The sequence below is a fragment of the Sphingobium sp. Leaf26 genome (genome assembly GCF_001421665.1).
Lineage (GTDB): Bacteria > Pseudomonadota > Alphaproteobacteria > Sphingomonadales > Sphingomonadaceae > Sphingobium.
Window position 1 is genome coordinate 612,405 of the sequence record NZ_LMKV01000012.1, and the last position, 26,156, is coordinate 638,560.

A 26,156-nucleotide genomic window follows, 5' to 3' on the forward strand; every position below is an offset into this window, starting at 1 on the left:
GATCGGGGCGTATTCTTGCCACCTTGCCATCCGGCGAGCCTTTGGTGGAAACGCGCCATTTTCGGGCCGAGGCCATGCGAGGAGACGCACATCTTATGACCGCCATCGGACAGGACAGCTTGGGCACGCGCGACATATTGCATGTCGGCGGCAAGGACATCGGCTATTATTCGTTGAAGAAGGCCGCGGAAAAGCTGGGCGATGTGTCGCGACTGCCTTTTTCGATGAAGGTGCTGCTGGAGAATCTGCTCCGTTTCGAAGATGGCGTCACCGTCACGGTCGAGGATATCCAGGCGATCGTCGACTGGCAGAAGGACAAGGGCAAGGCCGAGCGCGAAATCCAGTATCGCCCGGCGCGCGTGCTGCTCCAGGACTTTACCGGCGTGCCCTGCGTGGTCGATTTGGCCGCGATGCGCGACGCGATGAATGCGCTGGGCGCGGACGCGGCCAAGATCAACCCGCAGGTGCCCGTGCATCTGGTTATCGACCATAGCGTCATGGTCGACGAGTTCGGCACGCCCAAGGCGTTCGAGCAGAATATGGAGATCGAATATCAGCGCAACATGGAGCGCTACGACTTCCTGAAATGGGGCAGCAAGAGCCTTGCCAATTTCTATGCCGTGCCGCCGGGCACCGGCATCTGCCATCAGGTCAATCTGGAGAATATCGCGCAGGGCGTCTGGTCGTCGGTCGATGCCGATGGCGCGACCGTCGCCTATCCCGATACCTGTGTCGGCACCGACAGCCATACCACCATGGTCAATGGCCTGGGCGTGCTGGGCTGGGGCGTGGGCGGGATCGAGGCGGAGGCCGCGATGCTGGGCCAGCCGGTGTCGATGCTGATCCCCGAGGTCGTGGGCTTCAAATTCACCGGCAATCTGAAGGAAGGCGTGACTGCCACCGACCTGGTGCTGACCTGCACCCAGATGCTGCGCGCGCGCGGCGTCGTGGGGCGGTTCGTGGAATATTTCGGTCCGGGCCTTGGCACCCTGTCACTGGCGGACCGGGCGACGCTGGCGAACATGGCGCCGGAATATGGCGCGACCTGCGGCTTCTTCGGCATCGACCAGAAGACGCTCGACTATATGTATCTGACCGGGCGCAGCGACGACAATATCGCGCTGGTCGAAGCCTATGCCAAGGAGCAGGGCTTCTGGATCGACCCGGATGCGGACCTGATCTTCACCGACACGCTGGAACTGGATCTGGGTACCGTCGTGCCGAGCCTGGCCGGGCCGAAGCGGCCGCAGGACCGCGTTTCGCTGCCGGAAGTGGATGATGTGTTCAACGCCGACATGGCGAACACATACAAGAAGGCGCAGGTCCGGGTTCCGGTGGAGGGCAGGGATTTCGACATTGGCGACGGCGACGTCACCATCGCCGCGATCACCAGTTGCACCAATACGTCCAACCCCAGCGTGCTGATCGCCGCCGGCCTCGTCGCGAAGAAGGCGAACGAACTGGGCCTGAAGCCCAAGCCCTGGGTCAAGACGTCGCTGGCGCCGGGGTCGCAGGTCGTGACCGACTATCTGGAAAAAGCCGGTTTGCAGTCGCATCTCGACGCGCTCGGCTTCAATCTGGTGGGCTATGGCTGCACCACCTGCATCGGCAATAGCGGTCCTCTGGCCGAGCCGATCAGCAAGGCGATCAACGAGAATGGTCTGGTCGCCGCCGCCGTCATTTCCGGCAACCGCAACTTTGAAGGGCGGGTGTCGCCGGACGTGCGCGCCAATTTCCTGGCCAGCCCGCCACTGGTGGTCGCCTATGCCCTGAAAGGCACGGTGATCGAGGATTTCCTGACCACGCCGATCGGCGTCAGCACGGCGGGTAACGACGTATATCTGAAGGATATCTGGCCAACCAATGACGAGATCGCGACCACCATCGCGGGCGCTGTCGACCGGCCGATGTTTCAGGCGCGCTACGCCAATGTCTATAAGGGTGATGCCCATTGGCAAGCGATCGAAGTGACCGGTTCGGACACCTACACGTGGCGCGCAGGGTCCACCTATGTCGCCAATCCGCCCTATTTCGAGGGGCTGAGCATGACGCCGGCGCCGGTGACGGATATCATCGAGGCGAAGCCGCTAGCGATCTTCGGCGATTCGATCACGACCGACCATATTTCGCCGGCCGGGTCGATCAAGGCGTCGTCGCCGGCAGGCAAGTGGCTGAGCGAGCATCAGGTCGCCCAGGCCGACTTCAACAGCTACGGGTCGCGGCGCGGGCATCATGAAGTGATGATGCGCGGCACCTTCGCCAATATCCGTATCAAGAATCTGATGCTGGACGGGGTCGAGGGCGGCATGACCCGCTATGAAGGCGAGGTCATGCCGATCTATGACGCGGCCATGGCGCACAAGGCGGACGGCACGCCGCTCGTCGTCATCGGTGGCAAGGAATATGGCACGGGTTCGTCGCGCGACTGGGCAGCGAAGGGCACCAATTTGCTGGGCGTCCGTTCGGTGATCGTGGAAAGCTTCGAGCGTATTCACCGGTCCAATCTGGTCGGGATGGGCGTGCTGCCGCTCCAGTTCAAGGATGGCGATACGCGTGATACGCTGGGCCTGACGGGGGACGAGACGTTCACCATTCAGGGCGTCGCGGCCCTGAAGCCGCGTCAGGATGTGGATGTGATCGTGAAGCGGGCCGATGGATCGACCTTCACCTTCACTGCACTATGCCGCATCGACACCGTCAACGAGCTGGAATATTTCCTGAACGGCGGCATTTTGCAGTATGTGCTGCGCAAGCTGGCGGCTTGATCGGCTGACGCGCTGAGTTAAGAGAAAAAGGCTTCTTCCGGGCGGAAGGAGCCTTTTTCTTATGGGGCGGGCATGGCGTTGTTCGTGGAGATTGCCGGATGGGGCGGCGCGTTGCTGGTGCTGGCGGCCTATGTCGGTGTATCGACCGGGCGCCTGTCGGGCGGGTCGGCGGCTTTCCAATGGCTGAATGCGGTCGGCGCTACCCTGTTCGTGCTCAACACATGGTGGCATGGTGCCTTTCCGTCGATGGTGCTGAACATCATCTGGAGCATCGTCGGCTTCGTCACCCTATGGCGCATCGGCCGCCGGAGAATAGCGCCCTCATGACCCGTTTCATCGACCTGAGCCATGCGATCGAACATGGCATGCAGACCTATAAGGGCGTCGCGCCGCCGCATATCTGCGATTACTGGACCCGCGAGCAGTCGCGCGCCAATTATGCCGATGGCAGCGCGTTCCAGATGGGCCGGATCGACATGGTGTCCAATACGGGCACCTATCTGGATGCACCCTTTCACCGGTTCGAGGATGGCGAAGACCTGTCGATGCTGGATCTCGACCGGCTGGCGAGGCTGCCCGCGATCGTTGTGCGGCGACCGTTCGAGACGGTCGGCCTGGCGACCGACGCGGCCGATCTGGACGGGATCGACGTGGCGGGGCGGGCGGTGCTGGTCCATACCGGCTGGGATCGGCACTGGCGCACGCCCGCCTATTTCGAAGAACATCCCTTCCTGACCGAGGCGGCGGCGCGTCTGCTGGTGGAGCGGGGCGCGAAGCTGGTCGGCATCGACAGCCATAATATCGACGATACCCGGCCCGGCACCGGGCGGCCGGTGCATCGCGAACTATTGGGCGCGGGCGTGCTGATCTGCGAGCATATGACCAATTTGGGGGCGCTGCCGGAGGATGGCTTTACCTTTACCGCCGTGCCGCCGAGGATCGTGGGGATGGGGACGTTTCCGGTTCGGGCATTTGCCTGTGTTCAATCCGGGTTGTAACGGTTCGTGCTCCAAGGCTGAGGAATATGTGATGCAGAACATTGTCGCTCTGGCTGTGGCGGGCCTCTTGACCCTGACGCCCGTCGTCGCCCACGCTGAAACCATCTCGACCCATGTTCTGGACCTCGTCCGGGGCGAAGGCGGTGCCGGTCTGCCGGTGACGCTGTCGCGGCAACAGGCCGATGGCGCCTGGACGCTGCTGGCGAGCGCGGTGACCGACGACAATGGTCGGGTCCGTGCCTTCGGTGACAATCTTCAGGCGGAGGCGGGGCTTTATCGGCTGAGCTTCGACATGTCGGACATGAGCAAGCCCACGCATTCGGCATTTTTCCCGGAAATCAATATCGTCTTTCGCGTCGCCGATCCAAGCCGCCACGTCCATGTGCCGATCGTGCTCAGTCCCTATGGCTATAGCACCTATCGCGGTAACTGACCGGGGGGCGTCAGCGTTTGCCATAACCCGTCAGGGAATAGGGCCGCGCCTTCACCCCCGTCGCCCATGTCTTGTTGGGCGTGGCCTGCATGGTGAAGCGTAGTTCGCCACCCGCGCGGATTTCGGCGTCGGTGATGAAGCCGCGGTCCAGCGCTTTGCCGTTCAGCGTGACTTTGCCGATGTAGCGGTTGGCGTCGGACAGGCCGTCTGCCGTCACGGTAAAGCGCTTGCCGTCGGGGAGCGCCATGTCGGCGCGGTCCACGAAGGGGCGGCCGATCACATATTCATTGCTGCCCGGCGCCACGGGGTAGAAACCGAGCGCGGTGAAGACGAGCCAGGCGGACATCTGGCCCAGATCGTCATTGCCGGCGAGGCCATCAGGTGTCGGCTTATACTGGCTGTCGACGATCTGCTTGAGACGTTCCTGCGTTCGCCAGGGCTGGCCGGCATAGCTGTAGAGATAGGCGACATGGTGGCTGGGTTCGTTGCCATGGATATATTGGCCGATCAGGCCGGATATATCTTCGGCATGGCTATAGTCGACCTTGCTGTTGTCATAGTCGAACATGGCGTCGAGTTTTGCCACGGTCATCGCGTCCCCGCCCAGCAGGCGGAACAGGCCGGCCTGATCGTGCGGCATGAACCAGCTATATTGCCAGGCATTGCCTTCCGTATAATCGGACCCATAGTTGATGGCGGTCGGATCGAAAGGGGTGCGGAAGGTGCCATCGGCCTTGCGTGCACGCAGGAAGCCGGTTTTCGCGTCGAAGCTGTTGCGCCAGTTTTGGGCGCGTTTTTCGAAGCGCCGGGCCGTGGCGCTGTCGCCCAACTGGCGGGCGAGCCGGGCGATTGTCCAGTCGTCATAGGCATATTCGACGGTCTTGGACGCCGCTTCGGGTTCGCGGTCGATGGGGACATAGCCCAGCTTCATATAGTCGCCAAGGCCGCCATAGGGGGCATAGTCGGCGCTGGCGACCATTGCCTTTAGCGCAGCGGCGCAGTCGATGCCCGCTATCCCCTTGAGGCAGGCGTCGGCGATCACCGGGACGGCGTGATAGCCGATCATCGTCCAGGTTTCCTTGCCGCCGAACTGCCAGACGGGGAGGATGCCGAAGGGGCTGGTCTTTTGCCCCGCGACCAGCGAGTTCACGAAGTCGGCATTCTTCGCGTTGGGCTGGATGAGCGTGAGCAGCGGATGTTCGGCGCGAAACGTGTCCCACAGCGAGAAGGTGGAGTGCATGGTGAAGCCTTCACCGGGATGCACCTGATCGTCCGGCCCGCGCCAGCGGCCGTCGGCGTCGCTCCAGACGCTGGGCGCCATCAGGCTGTGATAAAGGGCGGTGTAGATGTTGCGGCGCATGGGGGCGGGGGCGGCGATCTTGATTGCACCCAGGGCGTCATTCCAGGCGGTGCGGGTCTTGGCGCGGATTGCGTCAAAATTGCCGTCTTCGCTGGTTAGGTTGGCGATCGCGCCATCTTCGTCCACGCCGGACAGGGCCACCTTGACCTCAAGCGGCTTGGCGAGTTTGCCGAAGTCGAGTTGCGCGACGATGGCGCGGCCGGACAGGGAGTCCAGCGTTTCGGAACCACGGCCCGGTCCCTTGAACCCCTTGTAGAGGACATCCTTTTCGGTGCTGACGAACTGGTGCGCGGTCAGTGGTGCGGAGAAGCGCATCGCGAAGAAGATGCGGCGCGGGGTGGCCCAGCCGCGCACTTCGCGCGAGCCGGTGATGGTGCCGTCGGGACGGATGCGGATGGAGGACCAGAGGATCTTGCCGGGATAGTCGTAGATGATCGAGCGCAGGTCGAGGACCAGATGCGCGGCCTTGCCGGAGGGGAAGGCGTAGCGGTGGACGCCGATGCGGGTGCCGGCCGTCACTTCCGCGCGGACGCCCGGATCGGTCAGGGTGACGGCATAATAGCCCGGCGAGGCGATCTCATCGGCCTTTCGCGAGCGGTAGCCGGGCGTCTTGTCGTCACCGGATTCCCGCGGCACCGTGTCGCCGCTGACCGGCATGACGAGGATATCGCCGAGGTCGCTATGGCCCGCGCCGGAGAAATGGGTGTGGGAAAAGCCAAGGATGGTCGGGTCTTCGTGGCGGTAACCAGCGGCCCAATCATAGGTCTGGCGGGCGGGGCCGACATGGGTGTCGGGCGACAATTGCACCATACCGAAGGGCGCGACGGCGCCGGGGAAAGTGTGGCCTTCGCCCGATGTACCGATGAAGGGATCGACCGCCTCGACCGGATCGTCGCTCGCAGGGCTTTGGGCCAGAAGGGCGGTGCCGGAGAGGAGGCTGGCGGCGATGACGATGCGGGCGATGCGGAAAGCGTTCATGGCGCGGTTAGAACACGGCCTTTACCATTGTCCAATAGTGTTGATTTGCCGGCGTCAAGAAAGGCTGGGGTGGCGGTGGTCCGCAACATTGTCTAGCGTCCGACTCAGCAATGAAGAGAGCGTTGATCGTCCGTCATGTGCCGCGCGAGGGTGCGGCAGGGTATCTCCAGCCCATAGAGGCCGCTGGCTATCATATCGATCGGATCGATGTGGCCAGTCCCGATTTTGCGGATGTGAATCTGTGCGATCCCGACCTGCTCATCATGATGGGCGGACCGATGGGCGTTTATGAGCAGGAACTGCATCCGTGGATTCCGGTGCAGATCGAGAAGCTGGCGGCGCGGCTGGCGGCGGACCGGCCGACTTTGGGCGTGTGTCTGGGCAGCCAGATGATCGCGGCGGCGCTGGGCGCGCGGGTCTATCCGGGCGGGCAGATGGAACTGGGCTTTGCGCCGGTGAGTGTGAACGCGGCGGGGGCGGGGTCGCCTCTGCGGCATATCGATGGCGTGCCGGTGCTGCACTGGCATAGCGATACGTTCGATTTGCCGGACAATGTCCAATTGCTGGCGTCGACATCCAAATATGCGCATCAGGCCTTTCGGCGCGGTCCCAACCTGCTGGCGGTGCAATTTCATGCGGAGATGGGTGAAGACCCGCGCTTCGAGGATTGGCTGACCCATTTCTGGGCCGATCTGGATGTGGCGCAGCAGTGCGGGATCGCGTTGCGCGAGGATCATGGTCTGCACGGGCCGATCGCGGTGGCGGCCGGGCGGGCGATGATCGGCGAGTGGCTGGCAGGGATAGAGTCGTAGAGAGTCGGTTGTGACTTGATCTCGTCACGGCCTTCCTATTAACTCCGACAAATGACGAGGATGACCATGAAGGCCAGCCGCCGCGAGATGATCGCGGGTGGTATGGCAGGGCTTGCGGCTGCGGGAGCAGCGCGCGCGGGGGCAGCGCCGGTGGAGCGGGGCGGGGCGATATTGGCGCATCGACCGCCGATGGGGTGGAATAGCTGGAACAGCTTTGCCACCACCATTACCGAAGCGCAGGCGCGCGAAACCGCGAAGATCATGGCGGAAAAGCTGCTGCCCTTCGGTTATGACATCTTCACCGTCGATATTCAGTGGTATGAGCCGGATGCGTCCAGCTACACCTATAATGCCAAGCCGAAGCCGGCGATGGATGGCTATGGCCGGATGATCCCGGCGCCCAATCGCTTTTCCTCCAGTGCGGGGGGCAAGGGGTTCACGCAACTGGCGAAGGACGTGCATGCGCTGGGCATGCAATTCGGCATCCATGTCATGCGCGGCATTCCGCGTGCGGCGGTGGAGGCGAATTTGCCGATTTTGGGGACCAGCTATCGCGCGGCCGATGTTGCGGACAGAAACAGCATCTGTTCGTGGAACCCGGACATGTATGGCGTCGACATGAGGCGGCCGGGTGCGCAGGCCTATTATGACAGCATCTTTCGCCTCTATGCCGACTGGGGCGTCGACTTCGTCAAGATGGACGACATGAGCCGGCCCTATGACGCGCACGCGCCGGAGATCGAGGCGGCGCACAAGGCGATCGTCGCGACGGGGCGGCCGATCATCCTGAGCCTCTCGCCCGGCGAGACGCCGGTGATCCGGGGCGAGCATGTGCGCAAATATGCGCAGATGTGGCGTATTTCCGATGACTTCTGGGATGATTGGGGGATGCTGGAGGCGCAGTTCACCCGGCTGGAGAATTGGACGCCCTGGCGCGGGCCGGGGAGTTGGCCGGATGCGGACATGTTGCCGCTGGGGCGGCTGGCGCTGGGTGAGCGGGATACGCGCTTTACGCCGGACGAGCAGAGGACGCTGATGACATTATGGGCGATCGCGCGGTCGCCGCTGATCATGGGGGGCGATTTGCGGCATCTGGACGCGGCGACGCTGGCGCTGCTGACCAATCGCGATGTGATCGCGGTCAATCAGGCGAGCCAGGGCAATTGCCCGCATTTCGTCGAGGATGGCGTGCGGGTCTGGTCGGCGGTGCCGGAGGACGGCAAGGGGCGGTATCTGGCGCTGTTCAACACCGGCGACAAGGCGCGGGAGGTTGGCGTGACGCTGCGCGATCTGGGGATCGGCGGGCCGGTGGCAGTGCGGGATTTGTGGTCTGGCAAGACGCTGGGGCAGCAGGCGGCGCGGGTGGCGGCGATGCTGCCGGCGCATGGCGCTGGCTTGTATCGGTTGGGCTGAGTCCGAGATAAGCTGTTCCCCGGCCTTCGTCGGGGAACAGCGTGATTGCGTCCTGCGCGCGGCGTCCTACTTCCTCACGGCCGCGCTTTTGTCGCGGATGGTCTTGAACTCGGACCCGGCTTTCCATTGCGGCCAGCGGGTGGAGGTGGCGAGGTCGCGGCCGATGTCGAGCATCAGGTCGATGTCCTGCGCCGCGCCGTCCAGCTTCCATGTGTCGTCCACGGCGTCGCAGGCCTGATGATAGCATTTGCCGGTATAGGCGTCGATCCACGCCTGACCGGCAGGGCGACCGCCTTCGACCATGTCGGATGCGCCCGCGAGGCCCATCATCAGCAGCACGGGCACGCCGCGCTTGGCCATGGAGAAATGGTCGGCGCGGTAGAAGAGGCCGCGTTCGGGCAGGCTTTCCTGCGTGATAACGCGGCCCTGTTTGGACGCGAAGCTGGCGAGGTCGTCCTCCAGGCTGTTCTGGCCCTTGCCGATCAGGATCACGTCCTTCGCCTTGCCGGCGGTCTGTAGGACGTCGATGGTGAGGTTCGCGACCGTCTTGTCGAGCGGATAGACCGGGTTCTGGGCATAATGTTCGGAGCCGAGCAGGCCGCGTTCCTCTGCCGTCCAGGCCGCGAAGACGATGGAGCGGTCGGGCGCGGGGGCAGCCTTGAAGGCGCGGGCGATTTCGAACAGGCCAGCGATACCCAGCGCATCGTCATTGGCGCCGGCGCGATAGATGCGACCCTGCGCGTCGGGCTTGCCTTCGCCATAGGCGTCCCAATGGGCGCCGTACATGACCGTTTCGTCCGAGCGCCTGGCGCCGGGGATGCGGGCGAGGACGTTGGCGCTCTGCACCACTTCCTGCTTGACCGGGAAGGCCGCGGAGAAGGTCGCGCCCTTCAGGTCCACCGGCTTGAACTTGGCCGAGCGGGCCTGTTTGCGCAGGGCGGCAAGATCCTGGCCTGCGCCGGCGAACAGCGCCTTGGCGGCGTCGCCTTCGACCCAGCCCTGCACTTGCAGGCTGGTCAGCTTGTCGGCGGGGCGGACGAGGTCGTAATTTTCGCCGCCGGGGCTGACGACGACGTTCCAGCCATAGCCTGCACCGGGCGTGTCATGGACGATCAGCGCGCCGATCGCGCCGCGTCGGGCCGCTTCCTCGAACTTGTAGGTCCAGCGGCCATAATAGGTCATGGTCTTGCCGCCGAACTTGCCGAACGGGTCTTCGCCCTTGGCGGCTTCGAAATCCGGGTCGTTGATGAGGAAGACGGCGATCTTGCCCTTCAAATCCACGCCCTTGAAATCGTCCCAGCCGCGTTCGGGGGCGGACACGCCGTAGCCGACGAAGACCATCGGCGTGTTGGCGACGGCAACCTTGTCCTTGGGCTGGAGGGTGGAAAGATAGACCTGTTTGCCGAAGGTCCAGGGGGTGGCGGCGCCGTCCTGGGCGACTGACAGGGTTTCCGACTGGCCAAGGCGGGTGTGGAGCAGAGGCACGGTCTGCACCCACTGGCCGTCCGGGCCGCCCGGTTCCAGCCCCAATTGCTCGAAGCGGGCGACGAGATAGCCGATCGTGCGCTCTTCGTCGATGGTGCCGGGCGCGCGACCCTGAAACAGGTCCGAGGCGAGGGTGCGGACCGACTGTTCGAGGCGGGCCGGCTCGACGGTCTGGGCGTGAGCATGGAGCGGAAGGGCGGCGGTCAGGCCAAGGGCCGTGACAAGAGTGCGTATCGTCATGGCGATGCCTTAGCCCCGGCGTCCGACCGGGGAAAGGTCAGAACTCGGTTTCGAGTTCGATCATCTCGTCCGGTTCGGCGCGGGCATCCTCGATCCATTCGCGCATCAGGGGCCAGATATTGATCGTCTGGCAATAGGCGGCGGACCTGGGCGATACCGCCACGGTGTAGGTCAGGAAGCGTTGCGCCACGGGAGCGAACATGGCGTCGGCCACGGTCGGCTCCGCGCCGAACAGCCAGGGACCGCCATAGCTGTCCAGACATTCGGCCCAGATCGTCTCCACCCGCTCGATATCCGGGCGGACGCCGGGGAAGACGGGGAATTTGCTGTGGCGGACCTTGAGGTTCATCGGCAGGGCGGAGCGCAGGTTGGCAAAGCCGGAATGGATTTCGCCGGATACGGACCGGCAATGGGCGCGCGCCTTCCGATCGGTGGGGTACATGCCGACATTGGGATAGAGTTCGTGCAGATATTCCGCGATCGCCAGCGTGTCCCACACGCTCGCGCCCTCATGGGTCAGGCGGGGGACCAGCACGGAGGGCGAGAGCAGCAACAGTTCGGCGCGATTGTCCGGGTCGTCCAGCGCGATCGTCTGTTCGATGACACTGAGGCCCGCGAGCCGGCACAAAAGCCAGCCGCGCAGCGACCAGGACGAGTAATTCTTACTGGATAAAGTGAGTGTCGCGACCGCCATGGTGACTCTCCTACGATAGGCACAAGGTCACATTTATGATGATGCAGCGCAACATAAAAAGCATGTATAGCGTTGCACCAAAATACTGATTCGATTTCGGGTTCACAGGATAAGGCTCAGCCATCATCATGCGCATGCTTTACAGCGGTTATCAGGCTTTGAATGACATGCTGGCCCCGGCACGGTTCGGAGCGCAAATCGCGCTGGGTATGCGCGACAAGATGGGGCCGATGGCCGATTGGGCGATGCCGCGCCGCATGTTCGCGCTGATGGATGTGTTCCAGGGCGCAAAGCTGACCCATAAGCGGCCGGCCTATGAGATTCATAGCGTGACCAGCGGCAATGCTGACGTGCCAGTGCGCGAGGAGGTTGCGCTGGAGCTGCCGTTCGGCGACCTGCTGCATTTCGTGAAGGACGAGGTCGAGGCGGAGCAGCCGCGCGTATTGGTGGTGGCGCCGATGTCGGGGCACTTCTCCACCCTTTTGCGCAGCACGGTGCATACGCTGCTGCGCGACCATGACGTCTATCTCACCGACTGGAAGAACGCGCGGGACGTGCCGTTGGAGGCCGGGCGCTTCGGCTTCGACGATTATGTCGATTATATCATCCGGTTTTTGCAGGAACTGGGCGAAGGCGCGCATGTCGTGTCGGTGTGCCAGCCCTGCGTGCCGGCGATGGCGGCGGTGGCGCTGATGTCGGAGGACAAGGACAAGGCGACGCCACGGTCGATGACGCTGATGGGCGGCCCGATCGACCCCAACGCCGCGCCGACGGCTGTGAACGATCTGGCCAATGAGAAGCCGATCGAATGGTTCGAGGAGAATCTGATCTCCGTCGTGCCGTTTCGCTATGCCGGGCGCGGGCGCGAGGTCTATCCGGGCTTCCTGCAACTGTCGGCGTTCGTGTCGATGAACATGGAGCGGCATTCGTCGCAGCATCGCGAACTCTATCAGTTGCTGGCCGACGGCAAGGGGCAAGAAGCCGACAAGATCAAGAGTTTCTATGAGGAATATTTCGCGGTTCTGGACATGACCAAGGAATTCTACCTCGAAACCGTGGACATGGTGTTCCAGCGGACCTTGCTGGCCAAGGGCGAGATGACGGTGCGTGGGCGCAAGGTCGATCCGGGCGCGATCCGCAATACGGCGCTGCTGACGGTCGAGGGCGAGCGGGACGATGTGTGCGCGGTGGGCCAGACGTCGGCGGCGCATGGGCTGTGCACCGGGCTGCGGCCGCATATGAAGCGCCACCATCTGCAACCGGGCGTCGGCCATTATGGCGTGTTTTCGGGCAGCAAATGGGAAAAGCAGGTCTATCCGCAGGTGCGGAACATGATCCTGGCGATGAACTGAGGGTGAGGGCGCGCGATAGGAAAAGCGCGGCTTAACTTCGCATATTTCCCGTTGATTTCGACATTTTCATGCGTGCTGGAGACAGGAAGTTACGTGTCGTCTTCGGGGGCGACGGGCGTTGACGATGGGAAAGAGCCGACCGGCTTGTATCAGCGCGGCGTGATGTAGGACAGATTTTGGTGGGGCGGGCGGCGCTTGCTCAATGTTGAGCGGGCATGGCGGCGCAGCGTCTGCCATATCGTGATTCCCGGTGGTGCGGGCATAGTCTGGCCGGCGGTCGGGCGAATGGTGATGGCGGGGCGGTCAGCGTTCCGGGCGGGTCCATATCCAACTGCCGCCGATCAGCGCGGCGGCGACGGGGACCAGAAACCAGGGCCAGGGGGAGAAGATCAACGCGAGTATGACGCTGAAGGCGAAGGCGGCGAGGGCGGCCTTCTTGCCCCGGCGGCTGATCGCGCCATGTTCGCGCCAGCGGCGGATATGCGGGCCGAAATGCTTATGATCCAGTAGCCTGGCTTCGAGGCGCGGGCTGGAGCGGGCGAAGCAGAAGGCGGCGAGGATCATGAAGGGGACGGTCGGCAGCAGCGGCAGAAAGGCGCCGATCGTGCCGAGGCCGATCGAAAGGAACCCTGCTATGAGATAGAGATGCCGCCGCATGGGGTGTCCTGTGGGTGGGGATGGCGCTGCTATTGCTTCGCAGGGGCGGGGGTGGATGGCAAGGTGGTTGTGGGCAACGGGGGGAGTGGGAGGCGGACGCCTCAATTCTATACAGTCATACTCGCGGAGGCAGGGACATTTCTCCTTGGCGTTACACTTGACGCACGGTCGGGAGATGGGTTCCCGCCTTCACGGGACCACCAATGTTGTAACTCGCTGGAAATTGCGATCTGATCCGATGTAACTTGGCTGGTGACCGTAGGATCACCAAAATACTCTCCCAGAGAGTATCAGGTGCCAGGAACGGCGGATTTCTGAGGTTTTTCATGGTACAGGTTTCCCATACGGAGCGGTCTCGGACCACCGGATACCAGCAACTTGATGGTATGTCTGATGGTAGCGCGGCTCTCCTCGAAAAGGAGATACCATCATGGCGCTCACCGCCGCTGCGATCAAAAACGCCAAGGGCAAAGCGAAGCCCTATAAACTCACCGATAGCGATGGCCTTTTCCTTTATGTAGCACTTAATGGTGGGCGCTACTGGCGGATGAACTATCGCCACCTTGGCAAACAGAAGACGTTGGCGTTCGAGATCTATCCCGACATCGGCCTTGCTGACGCCCGCGAGCAGCGCGACGTCGCCCGCAAGGTGCTGGCAAAGGGGAATGATCCCGCCGAGAAGATCAGGCTGGATCGGATTGCCGCGACCGTGGCCGCATCCAACAGCTTCAAGGCGGTTGCCGACGAATGGCTGGTGAGAGTCGAGCGTGAAGGCCGCTCCTCCGTCACGATGAAGAAGCCGCTGGCTGCTGGCCTTTATCAATGTGTCGCTTGGCAAGCGGCCTGTCACCGCCATCACCGCGCAGGAGGTCTTGACCATGCTGCGCAAAATGGAGGGCAAAGGCCGCTATGAGACTGCCAAGCGCCTGCGCAGCACATGCAGCCAGATATTCCGCTATGCCATCGCCACGGCGCGCGCGGAGCGCGACGTGGCCGCCGACCTGCGCGGCGCTCTCATCGCGCCCAAGACCGTCCACAGGGCCGCCATCACCAGCGCGGACAATGCGGGCGGACTGTTGCGCGCCCTTGAGGCGTTCGAGGGCTTTGCAAAAACCAAAGCAGCGCTGCAACTGCTCCCGCACGTGTTCGTGCGCCCAGGCGAGCTACGCCATGCCGAATGGGCCGACTTCGATTTCGACAAGGCGCTGTGGACCATCCCGGCGCACAAGACCAAAATGCGCCGCGCCCATACTATCCCCCTCTCCCGGCAGGCATTGGCGATCCTTGGTGCCATCCAACATGATGCCGACTATAGCCGCTACCTGTTCCCGTCGCTCCGCTCGGTGGACCGGCCCATGTCGGAGAACACCATTAACGCTGCCTTGCGGCGCATGGGCTTCGCGCAGGATGAAATGACCGGCCACGGCTTCCGCGCGATGGCGGCGACCCTGCTCAACGAAATGGGACTATGGGCTTGCCCGCCGATCGCCAAGGCAGCGAAACATAGGCTTCCTGTGATGAACCGCATGTTTTGCATCTCCCCCGCACTTGCTGATCGCGCTCAATTTTCGGTCAAATCTCGATCAGGTTGATCGTACAGGTGGTGCCGGTCACGGTGTAATCCACCCTTACGATGGGCTGGCCGGTAGCCTGCGCCGTCAGTAGCAGAGCATAGTTTGCCCGGCCTGCATCGGTGTTTACCGCAATGTATAGGGTGTTGAAGGAGCACGTCGCGCTGGGGGCGACGGTGAATTGCACGTAGGCACTGCTGTTGGAGTTTTGCACGCCGACCCGCGAAATCGTTCGGTTGTTGTCGATGATAGCAAAAGCCGGAGTTGCTGACGCAAGCAGCGATGCAAAGGCGGTGAAGCATAGCAGCTTTTTCATCATAATTCTCCATTTACCAAGATACGGCAGTCCGCAGCTATGATGGTGGATGTCAAATTTCGTGGCTGTAGGAAAGATGAAAACGGGATGGACAAACCACACAAATCCTGTTCATCCTGAACGGACGTTATTTTTCAGTTGCAATGTAGGATTTTGCTTTTCATCATCATATTAACAACGGGGTTTCAGGGGAGGTCGGGCTGGTGTGCCTTCATGATTTTGAGGGTGATGGCCCACGTCTTCGGTATATGGAGGGGCGGATGAGATTTTTAAAAATATCCTGTGCATGTCTGGCTGCGCTCTCTAGTCCCGCATGGGCAACATGCGGGACTAACGCATGTAACAATGTTAATATTGTTCGGCTGTACGTCAGCACTGACAACAATATTTACGTCAAGATTTCGGACAATATAACGCCGTTAAACTGCGTGCCCTTGCAAGATGAATATCTGACGCTGCGGCGGTCGGAGCCTAACTCCGATGCGATTTACTCCATGTTGCTTACGAGTCAGGCCATGAACCGCATCCTCACTCGCATCAGAATAGTAGAGGGCAGTGGCGGGTGCACCGTCGCCTATGTTTGGCAGGATTAACGCGATGAAAGCTACCTTCATTCTCTTTGCATTAGGCATGTCGCTCCCGGCGCACGCCTCCAGCACTACTACCTACAGCTACGATGCGCTGGGGCGGTTGGTTCAATCCGACACCACCGGCACGGTCAACAATGGCGTACAGGTGACGACGAGCTACGACGCTGCTGATAATCGTGAAACCTACAAGGTTACCGGTTCGAAGAACAAGGTCGTGGTCGTGCCGCTGAATGGGTTTACGGTCATTCCCATTTCAGACTGACCACAGGTTTTTACGACATTATTGGGGGAATGTGCATGGGGCAGAAGTACTCCATCGCTCGCCAGGCTGTTCTTGGCCTGTTGCTTGGTACCGCCGGTCAATGCCTAGTGATCGCATCCGGCGGCGCGAACGCGATGGCCGCCAATCCGGCGGTGATGATACCGACAGCGCCGCTTATCACACCGGCCAATGCGCTCACCTACTATGGTAGCCCGACCAGCCCGACGCCGCCGTCCACGCGCGATCCTCTCGTGGCGGAAGCGGCGCGGTCGCTGCGCTATGATGTCGATACGATCTATGCCTTCGTGCGGGACAATGTGCGCCTGACCCCGGTATTCGGTCTTCAGAAGGGGGCGAGGGGCGTGGTGCTCGACGGCTATGGCTCGGCATTTGATCAAGCGCAGTTCATGGTCGATACGTTGCGCGAGGCTGACGCTGTAGCAAGCAAGGGTTATAACCCGGTCTACAAGCTGGGCACCATATCCTTGACCGCTGCCCAGTTCTCCGCTTGGACCGGCATAGCCGATGCTGCCATCGCCAACAAATATCTCGCCAATGGCGGCATACCTGCCAGCGTGACGGGAAGTGGTTCATCGTTCACGGTGTCGATGTTGCATATCTGGGTGCAGGTGACGATCGGCGGCACCAATTATCTGTTCGATCCCGGTCACAAGCCCAGTAGCTCCGTAGCGGGACTGAACTGGCAAGCGCAAACGGGCTATAATCAAGCGACCCTGCTGAGTGCTGGCGGCGGGGCCACAGCCACAACCGTCAATGGCTTCAACATCACCAATTTTCGCGCGAAGCTCGCAGACTATCGGGCAAGCCTTGAGAGCTACATTGCTACCAATGCCGCTGGCAAACGCGCACAGGCGGTCGTGGGCGACGACATCATCACTCCACACACCACGGCGGAGGACCGGCGCACAAGCCTGCCTTATGTCACTGCGACCAGCAGAAGCTGGAGTGGGCAGATACCGGACGCCTTCCGCACATCCTTCACGGTCAAGCTGAACGGTTCAGCATACAACACCTATTATGCCGATGTAGATGGCGGGGAAATACTTGGTTTCTCCTACTCCTATTCCGGCGCTCAGTTCATCAAGGGCAACCAACTTCCTTCGCCAGTCATTGCGTCGAGTTTCCTCGATGCCTGCGATCAATATCTGAGCAACAAAGCCACAGCCGCCACGCCCGCGACGGCATCGATCGACATCAATCATCCCTATGCTGCCAACTCAGGCGGTTATGCCGACAGGACGATCAGCCGTCAGATTGTGTCGCAGGTTTGCGCCAGCGGTCGCTTCTTCGTGTCCAATGACTGGGGCTTCACCGGAAACGGTGTGTCCCAGCGCATGGCCCCTGTGGCAGCAGCAATCCGATCAGATCCGAACAGATCGACGGAATTCACCTTCGGTCCGACCGTCGCGAATATCGCCAGCCAATATTCCAGCTTTCTCGATCTCGCAGGCAAGGCGCAATCGTCCGTATTTCAGGTGCATGACCTGATCGGCATCCACGTGCTCGACAATGTGAACTTCAACGTCGATCTCCCTTATTCCATGAGTCTGTCCACCAACCCGTCGCTCAGCTTTGAGGCAGCCGTGAGCGCCTACGGCCAGACGGGAACGACGGCGTCTGATATCACGGCGGCTTACACGGCGGGTCTTGGGCTATCTTATGCCGAGGGCGCGGTGCCCCGTCAGGAAACTGATTCTGTCTATGACATGGCAGCGCTCAGCCTTGTTACCCAGCAGGATGCACGCGCGACATCGGCCGGCACTTACACTACCTATCTGGCAAATCCTTCAGCGGTTCCAAATTGGTCTTCGGTTCAGGGAGCTTTATCAGACTATCCAAAGGACCCAGCAGGAAAAATTCTTGCGGCAGACGCTTATGTGTCTGAGGGCTATTCCCTCTTGATTCCGCAACGAGGCGCCCTTCGCCAGCCACCTATCGCCGTGCAGATAGCTAACACAAGCTCCTATCGAACCGGCAGGCTATGGGAAGGGGCCGGGCCGGGCAGCACCGCAAGTGAACTGACGCGTTCTGCTTTCCTTGCCTGGCGCCCATCCGCCGGGGCAGGCTCGGCGCCTGATCGCATTGCACTCGTCCTTTATGACCAGCGGCGGGGCAGTATCCTCAAGGCCGGGGTCGGTGTGCCTATCCAGACCGGTACAAACGCCGCCCCGGTGCGCAAGCCTGATGCGCCCAAGGTGGAAAGCAAGGATTTCATCCGTGCGGCGCTGAACGTCGATGGGAAAAGCGGGGCGCTGTCCTACGCACCGGCGGCTGACCTCACAGACGGCGCAGGCGATTTCCCTCGGTCGCTTAGTCTTCAGCGCGTCTATTCTCAGCGTGATCAGACTAACTACGGCTTTGGCATGGGCTGGAAAAGCAACTGGTACCAGCTAGCGACCATGTCCAACGACGGTCAACTCGCACTTGGAAATGGCGGCGCCCAAGCGGTTGCAAGCGCGCTCGTGGCAATTCAGACGATAGGTGATCTCACGACCACGCAGGATGCTCAGCATCTCTATGCAGCATTGCAAACAGCATCATGGTTGGCCGATCAGACCATAAACAACAGCATCGTTATCAGTCGCGGCCTTGATTCCGACCACGCCTTTTACAAGCAGGCATCAGGTAATTTTGTGAGCGCAAAAGCCGATGGCGCGACCCTGACTATGACCGGAGCGCCATCTGTCGGAATCATTAACCGGCGATTGTACCTCGACACCGATTTTTCTTTCGTCGATAGGGATGGCTCGGTACGTACCTATCCAAATTCCGCGGTTTCACCGCCGGACATTTCCGAGCCTGCAATCGCTAGCGCTTACACGCGTAAATTCGTCTATATGAGCAATTGGGCCTTCCCGAACGGGATCAAGATAGACACCGCATACACCTCGACCCTGCAGGCGGATATCTATTATCTTTTCCGGGCATCTAACAATCTGGGGGCCGCGATCAAAAGCCTGGATTATGTTGTCGGATCAGCGACCAATTTTCCGTACTGCCAGGTCAACGGGGGATTAGTTTACTACGATCCCCCTTACCCGGCAAAGATAAGCTATATCACGCCGAGCCGGCAGGTGAGCTTTAATATGGATGCGCAGGTGGGCTGGGAGCTTACCGTCGATCCGGATGGTGCGCGTTGTGCGCCGGGGACCAAGACCGTTCCCATGCGGCAGCTCCAATATGTCTCCTATCTGCGCAATGTGGTTGATCCTGCCAGCAATTCATGGCCGGTAGGATATGCAAGCGTTGGCGGCATGTTTGGCAACACAACCGGCTTGGGTCAGATATTCAAGCCAAGCAACACATCCCCTGACATCGCGATTGCCTATGGCGGCGACGGCAACGTGTGGAGCTTCACAAACCTACGCGGGAATAGCTGGAACTACTATTCTACACCGTTCCGCTCGGAAAGCGTCTCACCCCTTCAGGCTGCGGCGCCGGGCAGTGGCAACGTCACCTATTATGACCAATATGGTCAAGCGATCCGCTCGGTCGATCCCCTGCTGCGCACGACGACCACAGCCTATGATGATTGGGGCCGCCCGCAACTGGTGACCCAGCCGGAAGGCAATGCCACGCAGAGCGCTTATGACGCGCGCGGTAATGTCATCACCCAAACGCAAAAGGCGAAGCCGGGATCGGGCCTGACCGATCTTGTGACCAGCACGGCCTATGGGGAGGGCGTGAGCGTCACCACATGCGCGAACATCGTGACCTGCAACAAGCCGGTCTATACGATCGATCCACGAGCCTATCGTTCGGATTATGAATGGGACCCCATTACAGGTATGCCTCTGTCGGTGCGGCAAGGCTGGAACAGCGTGGGTACAGCTTGCCAGATCAGCACGGGTGGTGGCTGTCCTTCAGTGACGTTCGGCTATGGATCGGGCTTGACTGGCTTTGACCCTTACACCGGTGATACGTCAGGGCCGATCTATCTGCCGCTCACGCAGGTTGAAGCGGTGCAGAGCGGCACGACGACCACGGCTTATGGCTACACGCTCAAGGCATTCAGTTCGACCTATGCGCCTCTGAGCCTTCAGAATGTCCGCAAGCTGGTGCCTACGCAGATCACGGTCGACAATGGCGGCCTCAACCTCGTCACTTGCTTCGACTATGATGATGCGGGCAACGTCATATCCGACAGATCGCCGCGTGGGGGAGCGACTTGCCCATGAGCCGCGTCACTTTACCCTGGATCGCCGCATTGGCACTGTGCGTCCTGCCATGCGCATATGTGTCCACAACTGCAGATGCCCAGGCAAGCGCGGCGCCTTTCCAAACCGGCTATCGCTGGGACGCCGAGCGACGGCTGGTGGGCAAGATTTCGCCTTATCCCAACGATGGCAACACGACCTACTATCCGGCCGAGCGGTACAGCTATAATGCGGATGGCCAGTTGGTCAGCGTTGAGACGGGCATCCTCTCAGCATGGCAAAGCCAGACCGTGCTGCCGTCCGCCTGGACCGGGTTCACCATCCGCAAGACAGTTGTGTACAGCTATGATGCTGCGGGCAATCAGGTCGAGGAACGGGTCAGCACTGCCGGCGCTGTGCAAAGCGTCACGCAGATGACGAGCGACGCCGACGACCGGTTGCTTTGCTCTGCCGTGCGTATGAATCTTACGGCAATCCCAGCGACTGGCTCGAATGCCTGCGCTCTTGGCACGGTTGGCAGCAATGGACCGGATCGCATCGCGAAAACCATCTACGATACGGCCAACCAAGTTCTCCAACTTCGTCGTGGCGTAGGGACGTCGCTGGACCAGGGCAATGTCACCTATAGCTATACCGACAATGGGAAAAAATCCTTTGTCATCGACGCCAATGGCAATCGCGCAAAGCTTGCCTATGATGGGTTCGATCGCCAGTCGCAGTGGTATTTCCCGTCGAAGACCCGGCCCGGCACATTCAATTCGGCTACACCCGCCACCGCGTTGGAGACGGCTGGCAATGTCTGCGTCATCGGCGACCTCGGCTGCACGCTAGATTATGAGCATTATGGCTATGACGGCAATGGCAACCGCATCTCGCTGAGGAAGCGCGATGCACAGGTCATCGCCTACAGCTACGACGCGGTCAACCGCATGTCGGTGAAGGACATTCCCGGCGGGACGGCTTCGGACGTCTATTACAGCTATGATCCGCGTGGCCTGCAACTCAACGCCAAGTTCGTGTCGCTCAGCGGACAAGGCATCACCAGCGTCTATGACAAGGCGGGTCGGCAAACCAGCAGCGCCAATAACGTCGGCGGCACGAACCGGACCCTGTCCTACCAATATGATGCCAATGGCAACCGAACGCGGCTGACCTATCCCGACAGCAATTATGTGACCTACGAATATGACGGGATCGACCGGCTGGATCTGGTCAAGGAAGGTGCATCCACGACGGTCGCGACAATCACCTACAATAATGAGGGCGAGCGTACCGGCCTGACGGGCGGAGCGGCGACCAGCTATAGCTATGATCCATTGTCGCGGCTGGCTTCGATCACGCATGATCTTGCCGGTACGACCAATGACGTCACCTATTGCATGGGAACGATCAGCGGCAGTTGCACGCCATCCTACAGCCCCGCCAGCCAGGCGCTCAAACGCACGATCAGCAATGACCTGTACGCCGTGCGCGGGCAATATAATGCCAATCGCAGCTATGCCGCCAACGGCCTCAACCAATATACGGCCGCTGGCAGTGCCCGTCCGACCTATGATCCGAACGGCAATCTCACCAGCACCGAAGGCACGACCTATGCCTATGATGTCGAGAACCGCCTGACGAGCGCCACCGGGATCACCAACGCCGCGCTGGGCTATGATCCCATGGGGCGGCTGAACACGACGGTCAGCGGCGGCGGGACGACGCGGTTCCTCTATGACGGAGATGAACTGGTCGGCGAATATGATGGCGCGGGCACGCTATTGCGCCGCTACGTTCACGGCACCAATACCGATGAGCCGATCCTCTGGTATGAGGGAAGCGCGTTTGGGAGCGGCAATCGCCGCGTCATACGGGCAGATCATCAAGGTAGCGTCGTTGCCGTCGCCGATGCCTCTGGCAACAGCCTTGGCATCAACAGCTATGATGAATGGGGCAATCCGGGGCCGGACAATCTCGGACGGTTCGCCTATACCGGGCAGATCATCATCCCGGAATTGAAGCTTTATCACTATAAGGCGCGGGTCTATGCTCCACGGCTAGGGAGGTTCTTGCAAACCGATCCGGTCGGATATGATGATCAGTTCAATCTCTATGCCTACGTCGCAAACGATCCGGTCAATAAGACGGACCCCACAGGGATGGAGTCTCCGACCTATTCCCTAACAGGCCGAGGCCCGGAGCTTCAGGCGCCCTCCGCGGAGCGGGCACTTGGTGCATTGACTGCAACTGTCGCCCTTGTTGCTTCAATCTACGTTCCAGCAGCGCTACCAATGGTGGGGCTAAGTAGTTTAGGTGAACCGGGCCCAACGGGTGCCAGCGCAATTGGCGCTGGAGGGCGCGCTACTGAAACGGTTCAGCGTGCAATGTCTCGTGCTGAACTAAGAGCAACGCAGGATACCGGACTGTTAAGAGGTGGGCGGCCCGGCACACACTTTGCTTCTGACGCAGTGAATAGTTCCGCCGGACGGGCACAACAGCGGCTTGCATTGCCTCAACGTCCAGAAGTGCGGGTTTCAATGGAAGTGAACAAGGGGGCATTCTCAAAGCCGTCACGCGTTGAACCTGCGAACGGCATGAAAGGGGGCGGTATGGAGCGAACAGCTACAGGCCCCGTTCCAGTTCAAATCAAACGGATTGATGAGATGAAAAAATGATAAATCTCGATGTGGTGGTTTCAATAGATGAGCCGTGGGACGCTGGAGAAGCCTTAGGCTGGCCAAAAATATTTGGGCATCTATCTTACGATAGAGATAAGAAAAATGGAGTGTTGCGCCTTGCAGAGGTACTGTCTTGGAGTGGGTCATCGGCACGACAATTCGATGTGACCTTAAGGCACGAAAAAATTGATATTGATATAATACACAGCGGCGAAGAGGTGACGTTCAATGCTTTCGACTCATTGGGTGGTGTAATGAGATTTATTTTCGGCATTAAAAAGCATTGAATTACGCTGATCCTTTCTGAAATTTGGCTGCCGTTTTGCTGTCCATGCTACGGAGGAAGGCAGGGCAAGATAAAAGCATTGGCTCCCCCTGTGGGTTAAGCCATTGTCTGCACATCGAAATTTAGCGAGATAGGCGGCACTGGTAGCGAGACACCAGTGCCGTTTTTTGTGCCAAGCCATTGATGTTGCGGGCGGAATGGCGGTGCCGCGAGTCTCGCGGCCTGGTTGCCCGGCGAAGGCTGGTTCCCGGCTCGATCCGGCGACGGAACTGATCCTGCGCGATCGGGCCGGAAATGGCAGTGTAGGAAAGCACACCCTACGCACCAAGGTGCACTGACCAATTAGAAGAACGGCAGAAATCCGACGATTTTGGCCTAAGTCTTGTCCCAGATTTGGGAGCCGGTTCGAAGCCTCGAAATGGCCATGTGATCCGGCTTCGGGCTGATCCGGCCTGCGAATCATCTCAGCTTCCGGACGTTCGGCGCGAGCGGCTGACAGGGAATCTTGCTCGCCGAAAATTCTCTACGAGCGGTTATATCTGGGACGACGAACTCAAAGGTTTTGCGTTACGCCACACGGCGTCCGGCGGAAAGACCTGGGTCGTCCAATATCGCCATCGGCGCGATACTCGCCGCGTCACGGTCGGGTCCTTTCCGGCGATGAAGGCGGCAGAGGCGCGTCGAGAGGCGCGGCGTATCCTTGCGGACGCCTCACTAGACGGGCTGCCGACGCCACCTCGTAAAAGATCGCCTGATGCCGGGATGAGCTTCGCTGAATATGTACCCATCTTTTGGACGCACTATGCCGCTCATTGGAAGCCCAGCACCCAGCGAACCAATCGCGCATACATTCGAAACCACTTCATCCCGGCCTTTGGCGAACGCATCATCGGCTCATTGATCCGACCAGACATCGTCGCCTGGCGCGATGCAATGACGCGGAAGGAGGGGGCGTTCAACCGCGCGATACCCATCTTGTCCGTGATGTTGGGATATGCCGAGACTTTGGGCTATCGACCGCGAGGCTCTAACCCGTGCAAAGGTATCTCGCGCTACAAGCGTCGAGTTAAGGAGCGCTTCCTGTCAGCCCGTGAATATCAAAGGCTCGCTACTGTCCTGCACGCGCAGTCAGCGACGATGCCGATCGAGACTGCTGCAATCTGGCTCCTCGTTTATCTTGGCGCACGCAAGGGCGAGATCCTCGGCCTGCGCTGGGAGTGGATCGGTGAGGCATATATCGATCTGCCAGACAGCAAGACCGGCCCCAAGCGCCTATATCTCAACAGACAGGCTGCAATCATTCTGTCCGGCCTTACGCGGCAATCGAGCGGGCGCGTCCTGGGCGACGCGTTCCGGCCTCGGCGACTCGACAATGCCTGGGTTGAGATACGGTCGGTAGCCGGTATCCCGGATGTCCGCCTGCATGACCTGCGGCACAGCTTTGCCTCTGTCGCCATTGGGCATGGTATTTCCTTAAGCAAGCTGGGCGGACTGCTTGGACATGCGTTGCCGGAAACTACTGTCCGTTATGCGCATCTTGCCGATGACACGATAGGGGAGGCAGCGTCTCGTATATCGGGTTCCATGGCGCGCGTGTTGGGGTTGGTGTCATGACGGGCCTGTCGTTGCGGCAGATCGCCGAACGGGCTCTCGCCGACATTGCAGTCGCGCGGCTGGCTCGGGCAGGCTTTGGCAACGAACGCGAGACCATATGGTCGAGGGACCTTCCAGGGTTCGGCATTCGCAGATATGCCTCGGGTCGCCAAATCTATGTCGTCCAGGCGCGCATGGGCGGCAGAACGCGGACCGTCACCTTGTGCAACGCCGCGCTTATTTCGAAAGCTGCGGCGCTCGACGTGGCAAGGCGGATCTTGCTGCGCGCCCAAGTCGGCGAGGATACTGCTGATGCGCGTAAACGCACTCGCAAGACACCTCCGTTCGATCGCTTTCTCAGCCTCTTCTGGCAGCGCATGTCGCCGAAATGGAAAGCGTCGACGATCGTCACGCATGACAAATACCGGGTTCTTTATCTCGATGGCGCCTTTGGAAGGACAGGGGTGGATAAAATTACCCAGGCCGACATCGCGCGATGGTTTGCCCAAACGGCGAAGCGAGGAGGGCAGGGGGGCGCTAACCGCGCCATGGCCATCATGAAGGCCGCATTCAACAAGGCTGAGCAATGGGGGCTGCGTCCACCCAACAGCAACCCGTGTGCCGGCATCAAGTTATACCCCCAAATGCGGTTTGCGCGCTTCCTGCGGGAGGAGGAGCTGGGGCGTCTGGGAGCGGCGCTGCAAAGTGAGGAGGCCGACCGGCCATTACATGTCGCAGCTATCGCACTTCTGCTTCTCACAGGATGCCGATCATCGGAAATCACCGGCCTCCTCTGGTCGGAGGTGGCCGGTCGCCGATTGAAACTGACGGACAGCAAGACTGGGCCACGGACCGTATGGCTTGGGAACGAGGCGGTCAGATTGCTTCAGGCCATTCCTGCCTCTGGCAATAACGCTATCTTCTGGAATGCGCGGACGGGAAAGCCGATCAATCTGGCCAGTTTCTGGCGAGATTTTCGGCGGCGCCATGGCTTTGAAGGTCTGCGGATCCATGATCTGCGGCACAGCTTTGCCAGCCATGGGGCGGCGATGTCGGAGACGCTGCCGATGATCGGAAAGCTGCTTGGCCATACCAATATCCAGTCCACCGCTCGTTATACGCATCTGGATGATCGCGATCTTCGGCAGGCCGCCGCCAGCGTGGGCGACCTGATCGAGGCCTTATGTTCACCTCGCCCTGTTGTCTCCAAGCCCCTCGCGACGATGGAGGCGAACCATGACCTATGAGCATATCCCGCCTGACATGGATCGCGGCCAGGATAGACGTCGGCAAATCTGGATGATTGCCGGACCGCGAATGACCCGTCTTGCCGTCATTCTTTTGAGGCTGCGGGTAGGGCGCGAGTGGAGCACGGAGCGGACATGCAGGAGGCTTCATATCTCCCGGCGTGCTTTCCGCCGCCACATGGGCATCGCAGTTCGACAGATTGCCCTCGCTATTGCGGAACTCGAAAAGAAGAAAGGGTAAGCCATACGGGGCGATGCGCGCCTCG

The 26,156-nt window shown here is 60.7% G+C and carries 21 protein-coding genes; 16 read left to right on the forward strand and 5 right to left on the reverse strand.

Annotation, left to right across the window (positions count from 1 at the left end):
- The first annotated feature begins 95 nt into the window (after positions 1-95).
- From acnA to uraH, 4 genes are all read left to right on the forward strand, one after another.
- Entirely contained in the window at positions 96-2,765 is a 2,670-nt protein-coding gene (gene acnA, locus ASE85_RS11875; protein ID WP_056688169.1) for an aconitate hydratase AcnA, read from the forward strand.
- A 72-nt stretch (positions 2,766-2,837) separates the two neighbouring features.
- Positions 2,838-3,092: a CBU_0592 family membrane protein gene (locus tag ASE85_RS11880; RefSeq protein ID WP_056688172.1), complete on the forward strand. Its 255-nt coding sequence runs from the start codon at positions 2,838-2,840 to the stop codon at positions 3,090-3,092.
- Entirely contained in the window at positions 3,089-3,763 is a 675-nt protein-coding gene (locus tag ASE85_RS11885; protein ID WP_056688175.1) for a cyclase family protein, read from the forward strand. The genes ASE85_RS11880 and ASE85_RS11885 overlap by 4 nt, the downstream gene beginning before the upstream one ends.
- Positions 3,764-3,794: 31 nt before the next feature.
- A complete protein-coding gene (gene uraH / locus ASE85_RS11890; protein ID WP_056688177.1) occupies positions 3,795-4,196 on the forward strand; it encodes a hydroxyisourate hydrolase in 402 nt (133 codons plus the stop codon).
- A 10-nt stretch (positions 4,197-4,206) separates the two neighbouring features.
- On the opposite strand, the gene ASE85_RS11895 is transcribed toward uraH, so the two are convergent.
- On the reverse strand, positions 4,207-6,534 hold the full coding sequence (locus tag ASE85_RS11895) for a GH92 family glycosyl hydrolase (RefSeq protein ID WP_056688180.1): 2,328 nt from the start codon (positions 6,532-6,534) through the stop codon (positions 4,207-4,209).
- Positions 6,535-6,644: 110 nt separating this feature from the next.
- Between ASE85_RS11895 and ASE85_RS11900 the strand changes: the two genes are divergently transcribed.
- Positions 6,645-7,346, forward strand: coding sequence for a glutamine amidotransferase (locus ASE85_RS11900; protein ID WP_056688182.1), 702 nt, complete (start codon positions 6,645-6,647; stop codon positions 7,344-7,346).
- 60 nt (positions 7,347-7,406) lie between these two features.
- Positions 7,407-8,759 (forward strand): glycoside hydrolase family 27 protein, encoded by a 1,353-nt coding sequence (locus tag ASE85_RS11905; RefSeq protein ID WP_056688186.1) that lies wholly within the window; start codon positions 7,407-7,409, stop codon positions 8,757-8,759.
- A 66-nt stretch (positions 8,760-8,825) separates the two neighbouring features.
- On the opposite strand, the gene ASE85_RS11910 is transcribed toward ASE85_RS11905, so the two are convergent.
- Together ASE85_RS11910 and ASE85_RS11915 are read right to left on the reverse strand one after the other, a co-directional pair.
- Positions 8,826-10,484: a M28 family metallopeptidase gene (locus ASE85_RS11910; protein WP_056688189.1), complete on the reverse strand. Its 1,659-nt coding sequence runs from the start codon at positions 10,482-10,484 to the stop codon at positions 8,826-8,828.
- A 37-nt stretch (positions 10,485-10,521) separates the two neighbouring features.
- On the reverse strand, positions 10,522-11,178 hold the full coding sequence (locus tag ASE85_RS11915; RefSeq protein ID WP_056688192.1) for a glutathione S-transferase: 657 nt from the start codon (positions 11,176-11,178) through the stop codon (positions 10,522-10,524).
- A gap of 128 nt (positions 11,179-11,306) precedes the next feature.
- Here ASE85_RS11915 and ASE85_RS11920 point away from each other — a divergent pair, with 128 nt between their 5' ends.
- Entirely contained in the window at positions 11,307-12,530 is a 1,224-nt protein-coding gene (locus tag ASE85_RS11920) for a polyhydroxyalkanoate depolymerase (protein ID WP_056688196.1), read from the forward strand.
- A gap of 303 nt (positions 12,531-12,833) precedes the next feature.
- On the opposite strand, the gene ASE85_RS11925 is transcribed toward ASE85_RS11920, so the two are convergent.
- Positions 12,834-13,187, reverse strand: coding sequence for a YbaN family protein (locus ASE85_RS11925; RefSeq protein WP_056688201.1), 354 nt, complete (start codon positions 13,185-13,187; stop codon positions 12,834-12,836).
- 430 nt (positions 13,188-13,617) lie between these two features.
- Here ASE85_RS11925 and ASE85_RS23900 point away from each other — a divergent pair, with 430 nt between their 5' ends.
- Together ASE85_RS23900 and ASE85_RS23905 are read left to right on the forward strand one after the other, a co-directional pair.
- Positions 13,618-14,100, forward strand: coding sequence for an Arm DNA-binding domain-containing protein (locus ASE85_RS23900; protein ID WP_235523500.1), 483 nt, complete (start codon positions 13,618-13,620; stop codon positions 14,098-14,100).
- Complete coding sequence (locus ASE85_RS23905) at positions 14,012-14,779, forward strand: tyrosine-type recombinase/integrase (RefSeq protein WP_443018519.1); 768 nt, start codon at positions 14,012-14,014, stop codon at positions 14,777-14,779. Before ASE85_RS23900 ends, ASE85_RS23905 begins: the two co-directional genes overlap by 89 nt.
- Here ASE85_RS23905 and ASE85_RS11935 read toward each other — a convergent pair.
- Positions 14,760-15,077, reverse strand: a complete 318-nt coding sequence (locus tag ASE85_RS11935) for a hypothetical protein (RefSeq protein WP_056688204.1) — start codon at positions 15,075-15,077, stop codon at positions 14,760-14,762. The two genes, ASE85_RS23905 and ASE85_RS11935, sit on opposite strands and share 20 nt — an antisense overlap.
- Before the next feature lie 594 nt (positions 15,078-15,671).
- On the opposite strand from ASE85_RS11935, the gene ASE85_RS11940 reads away from it, so the two are divergent.
- The 7 genes from ASE85_RS11940 to ASE85_RS11965 all read left to right on the forward strand — a co-directional run bounded on the left by ASE85_RS11940 (position 15,672) and on the right by ASE85_RS11965 (position 26,131).
- Entirely contained in the window at positions 15,672-15,926 is a 255-nt protein-coding gene (locus ASE85_RS11940) for a hypothetical protein (protein WP_056688207.1), read from the forward strand.
- A gap of 35 nt (positions 15,927-15,961) precedes the next feature.
- Complete coding sequence (locus ASE85_RS11945) at positions 15,962-20,125, forward strand: RHS repeat domain-containing protein (RefSeq protein WP_162237443.1); 4,164 nt, start codon at positions 15,962-15,964, stop codon at positions 20,123-20,125.
- A 59-nt stretch (positions 20,126-20,184) separates the two neighbouring features.
- Positions 20,185-22,761 (forward strand): RHS repeat-associated core domain-containing protein, encoded by a 2,577-nt coding sequence (locus ASE85_RS11950; protein ID WP_162237444.1) that lies wholly within the window; start codon positions 20,185-20,187, stop codon positions 22,759-22,761.
- On the forward strand, positions 22,758-23,051 hold the full coding sequence (locus ASE85_RS22985) for a hypothetical protein (protein WP_156358288.1): 294 nt from the start codon (positions 22,758-22,760) through the stop codon (positions 23,049-23,051). Before ASE85_RS11950 ends, ASE85_RS22985 begins: the two co-directional genes overlap by 4 nt.
- 425 nt (positions 23,052-23,476) lie before the next feature.
- On the forward strand, positions 23,477-24,664 hold the full coding sequence (locus ASE85_RS11955; protein ID WP_235523502.1) for a site-specific integrase: 1,188 nt from the start codon (positions 23,477-23,479) through the stop codon (positions 24,662-24,664).
- Positions 24,661-25,890 carry a tyrosine-type recombinase/integrase gene (locus tag ASE85_RS11960; protein WP_056688216.1) on the forward strand — a complete coding sequence of 410 codons (1,230 nt, stop codon included), beginning with the start codon at positions 24,661-24,663 and terminating at the stop codon, positions 25,888-25,890. Before ASE85_RS11955 ends, ASE85_RS11960 begins: the two co-directional genes overlap by 4 nt.
- Positions 25,880-26,131 (forward strand): hypothetical protein, encoded by a 252-nt coding sequence (locus tag ASE85_RS11965; RefSeq protein WP_156358289.1) that lies wholly within the window; start codon positions 25,880-25,882, stop codon positions 26,129-26,131. Before ASE85_RS11960 ends, ASE85_RS11965 begins: the two co-directional genes overlap by 11 nt.
- Positions 26,132-26,156 lie beyond the last annotated feature (25 nt).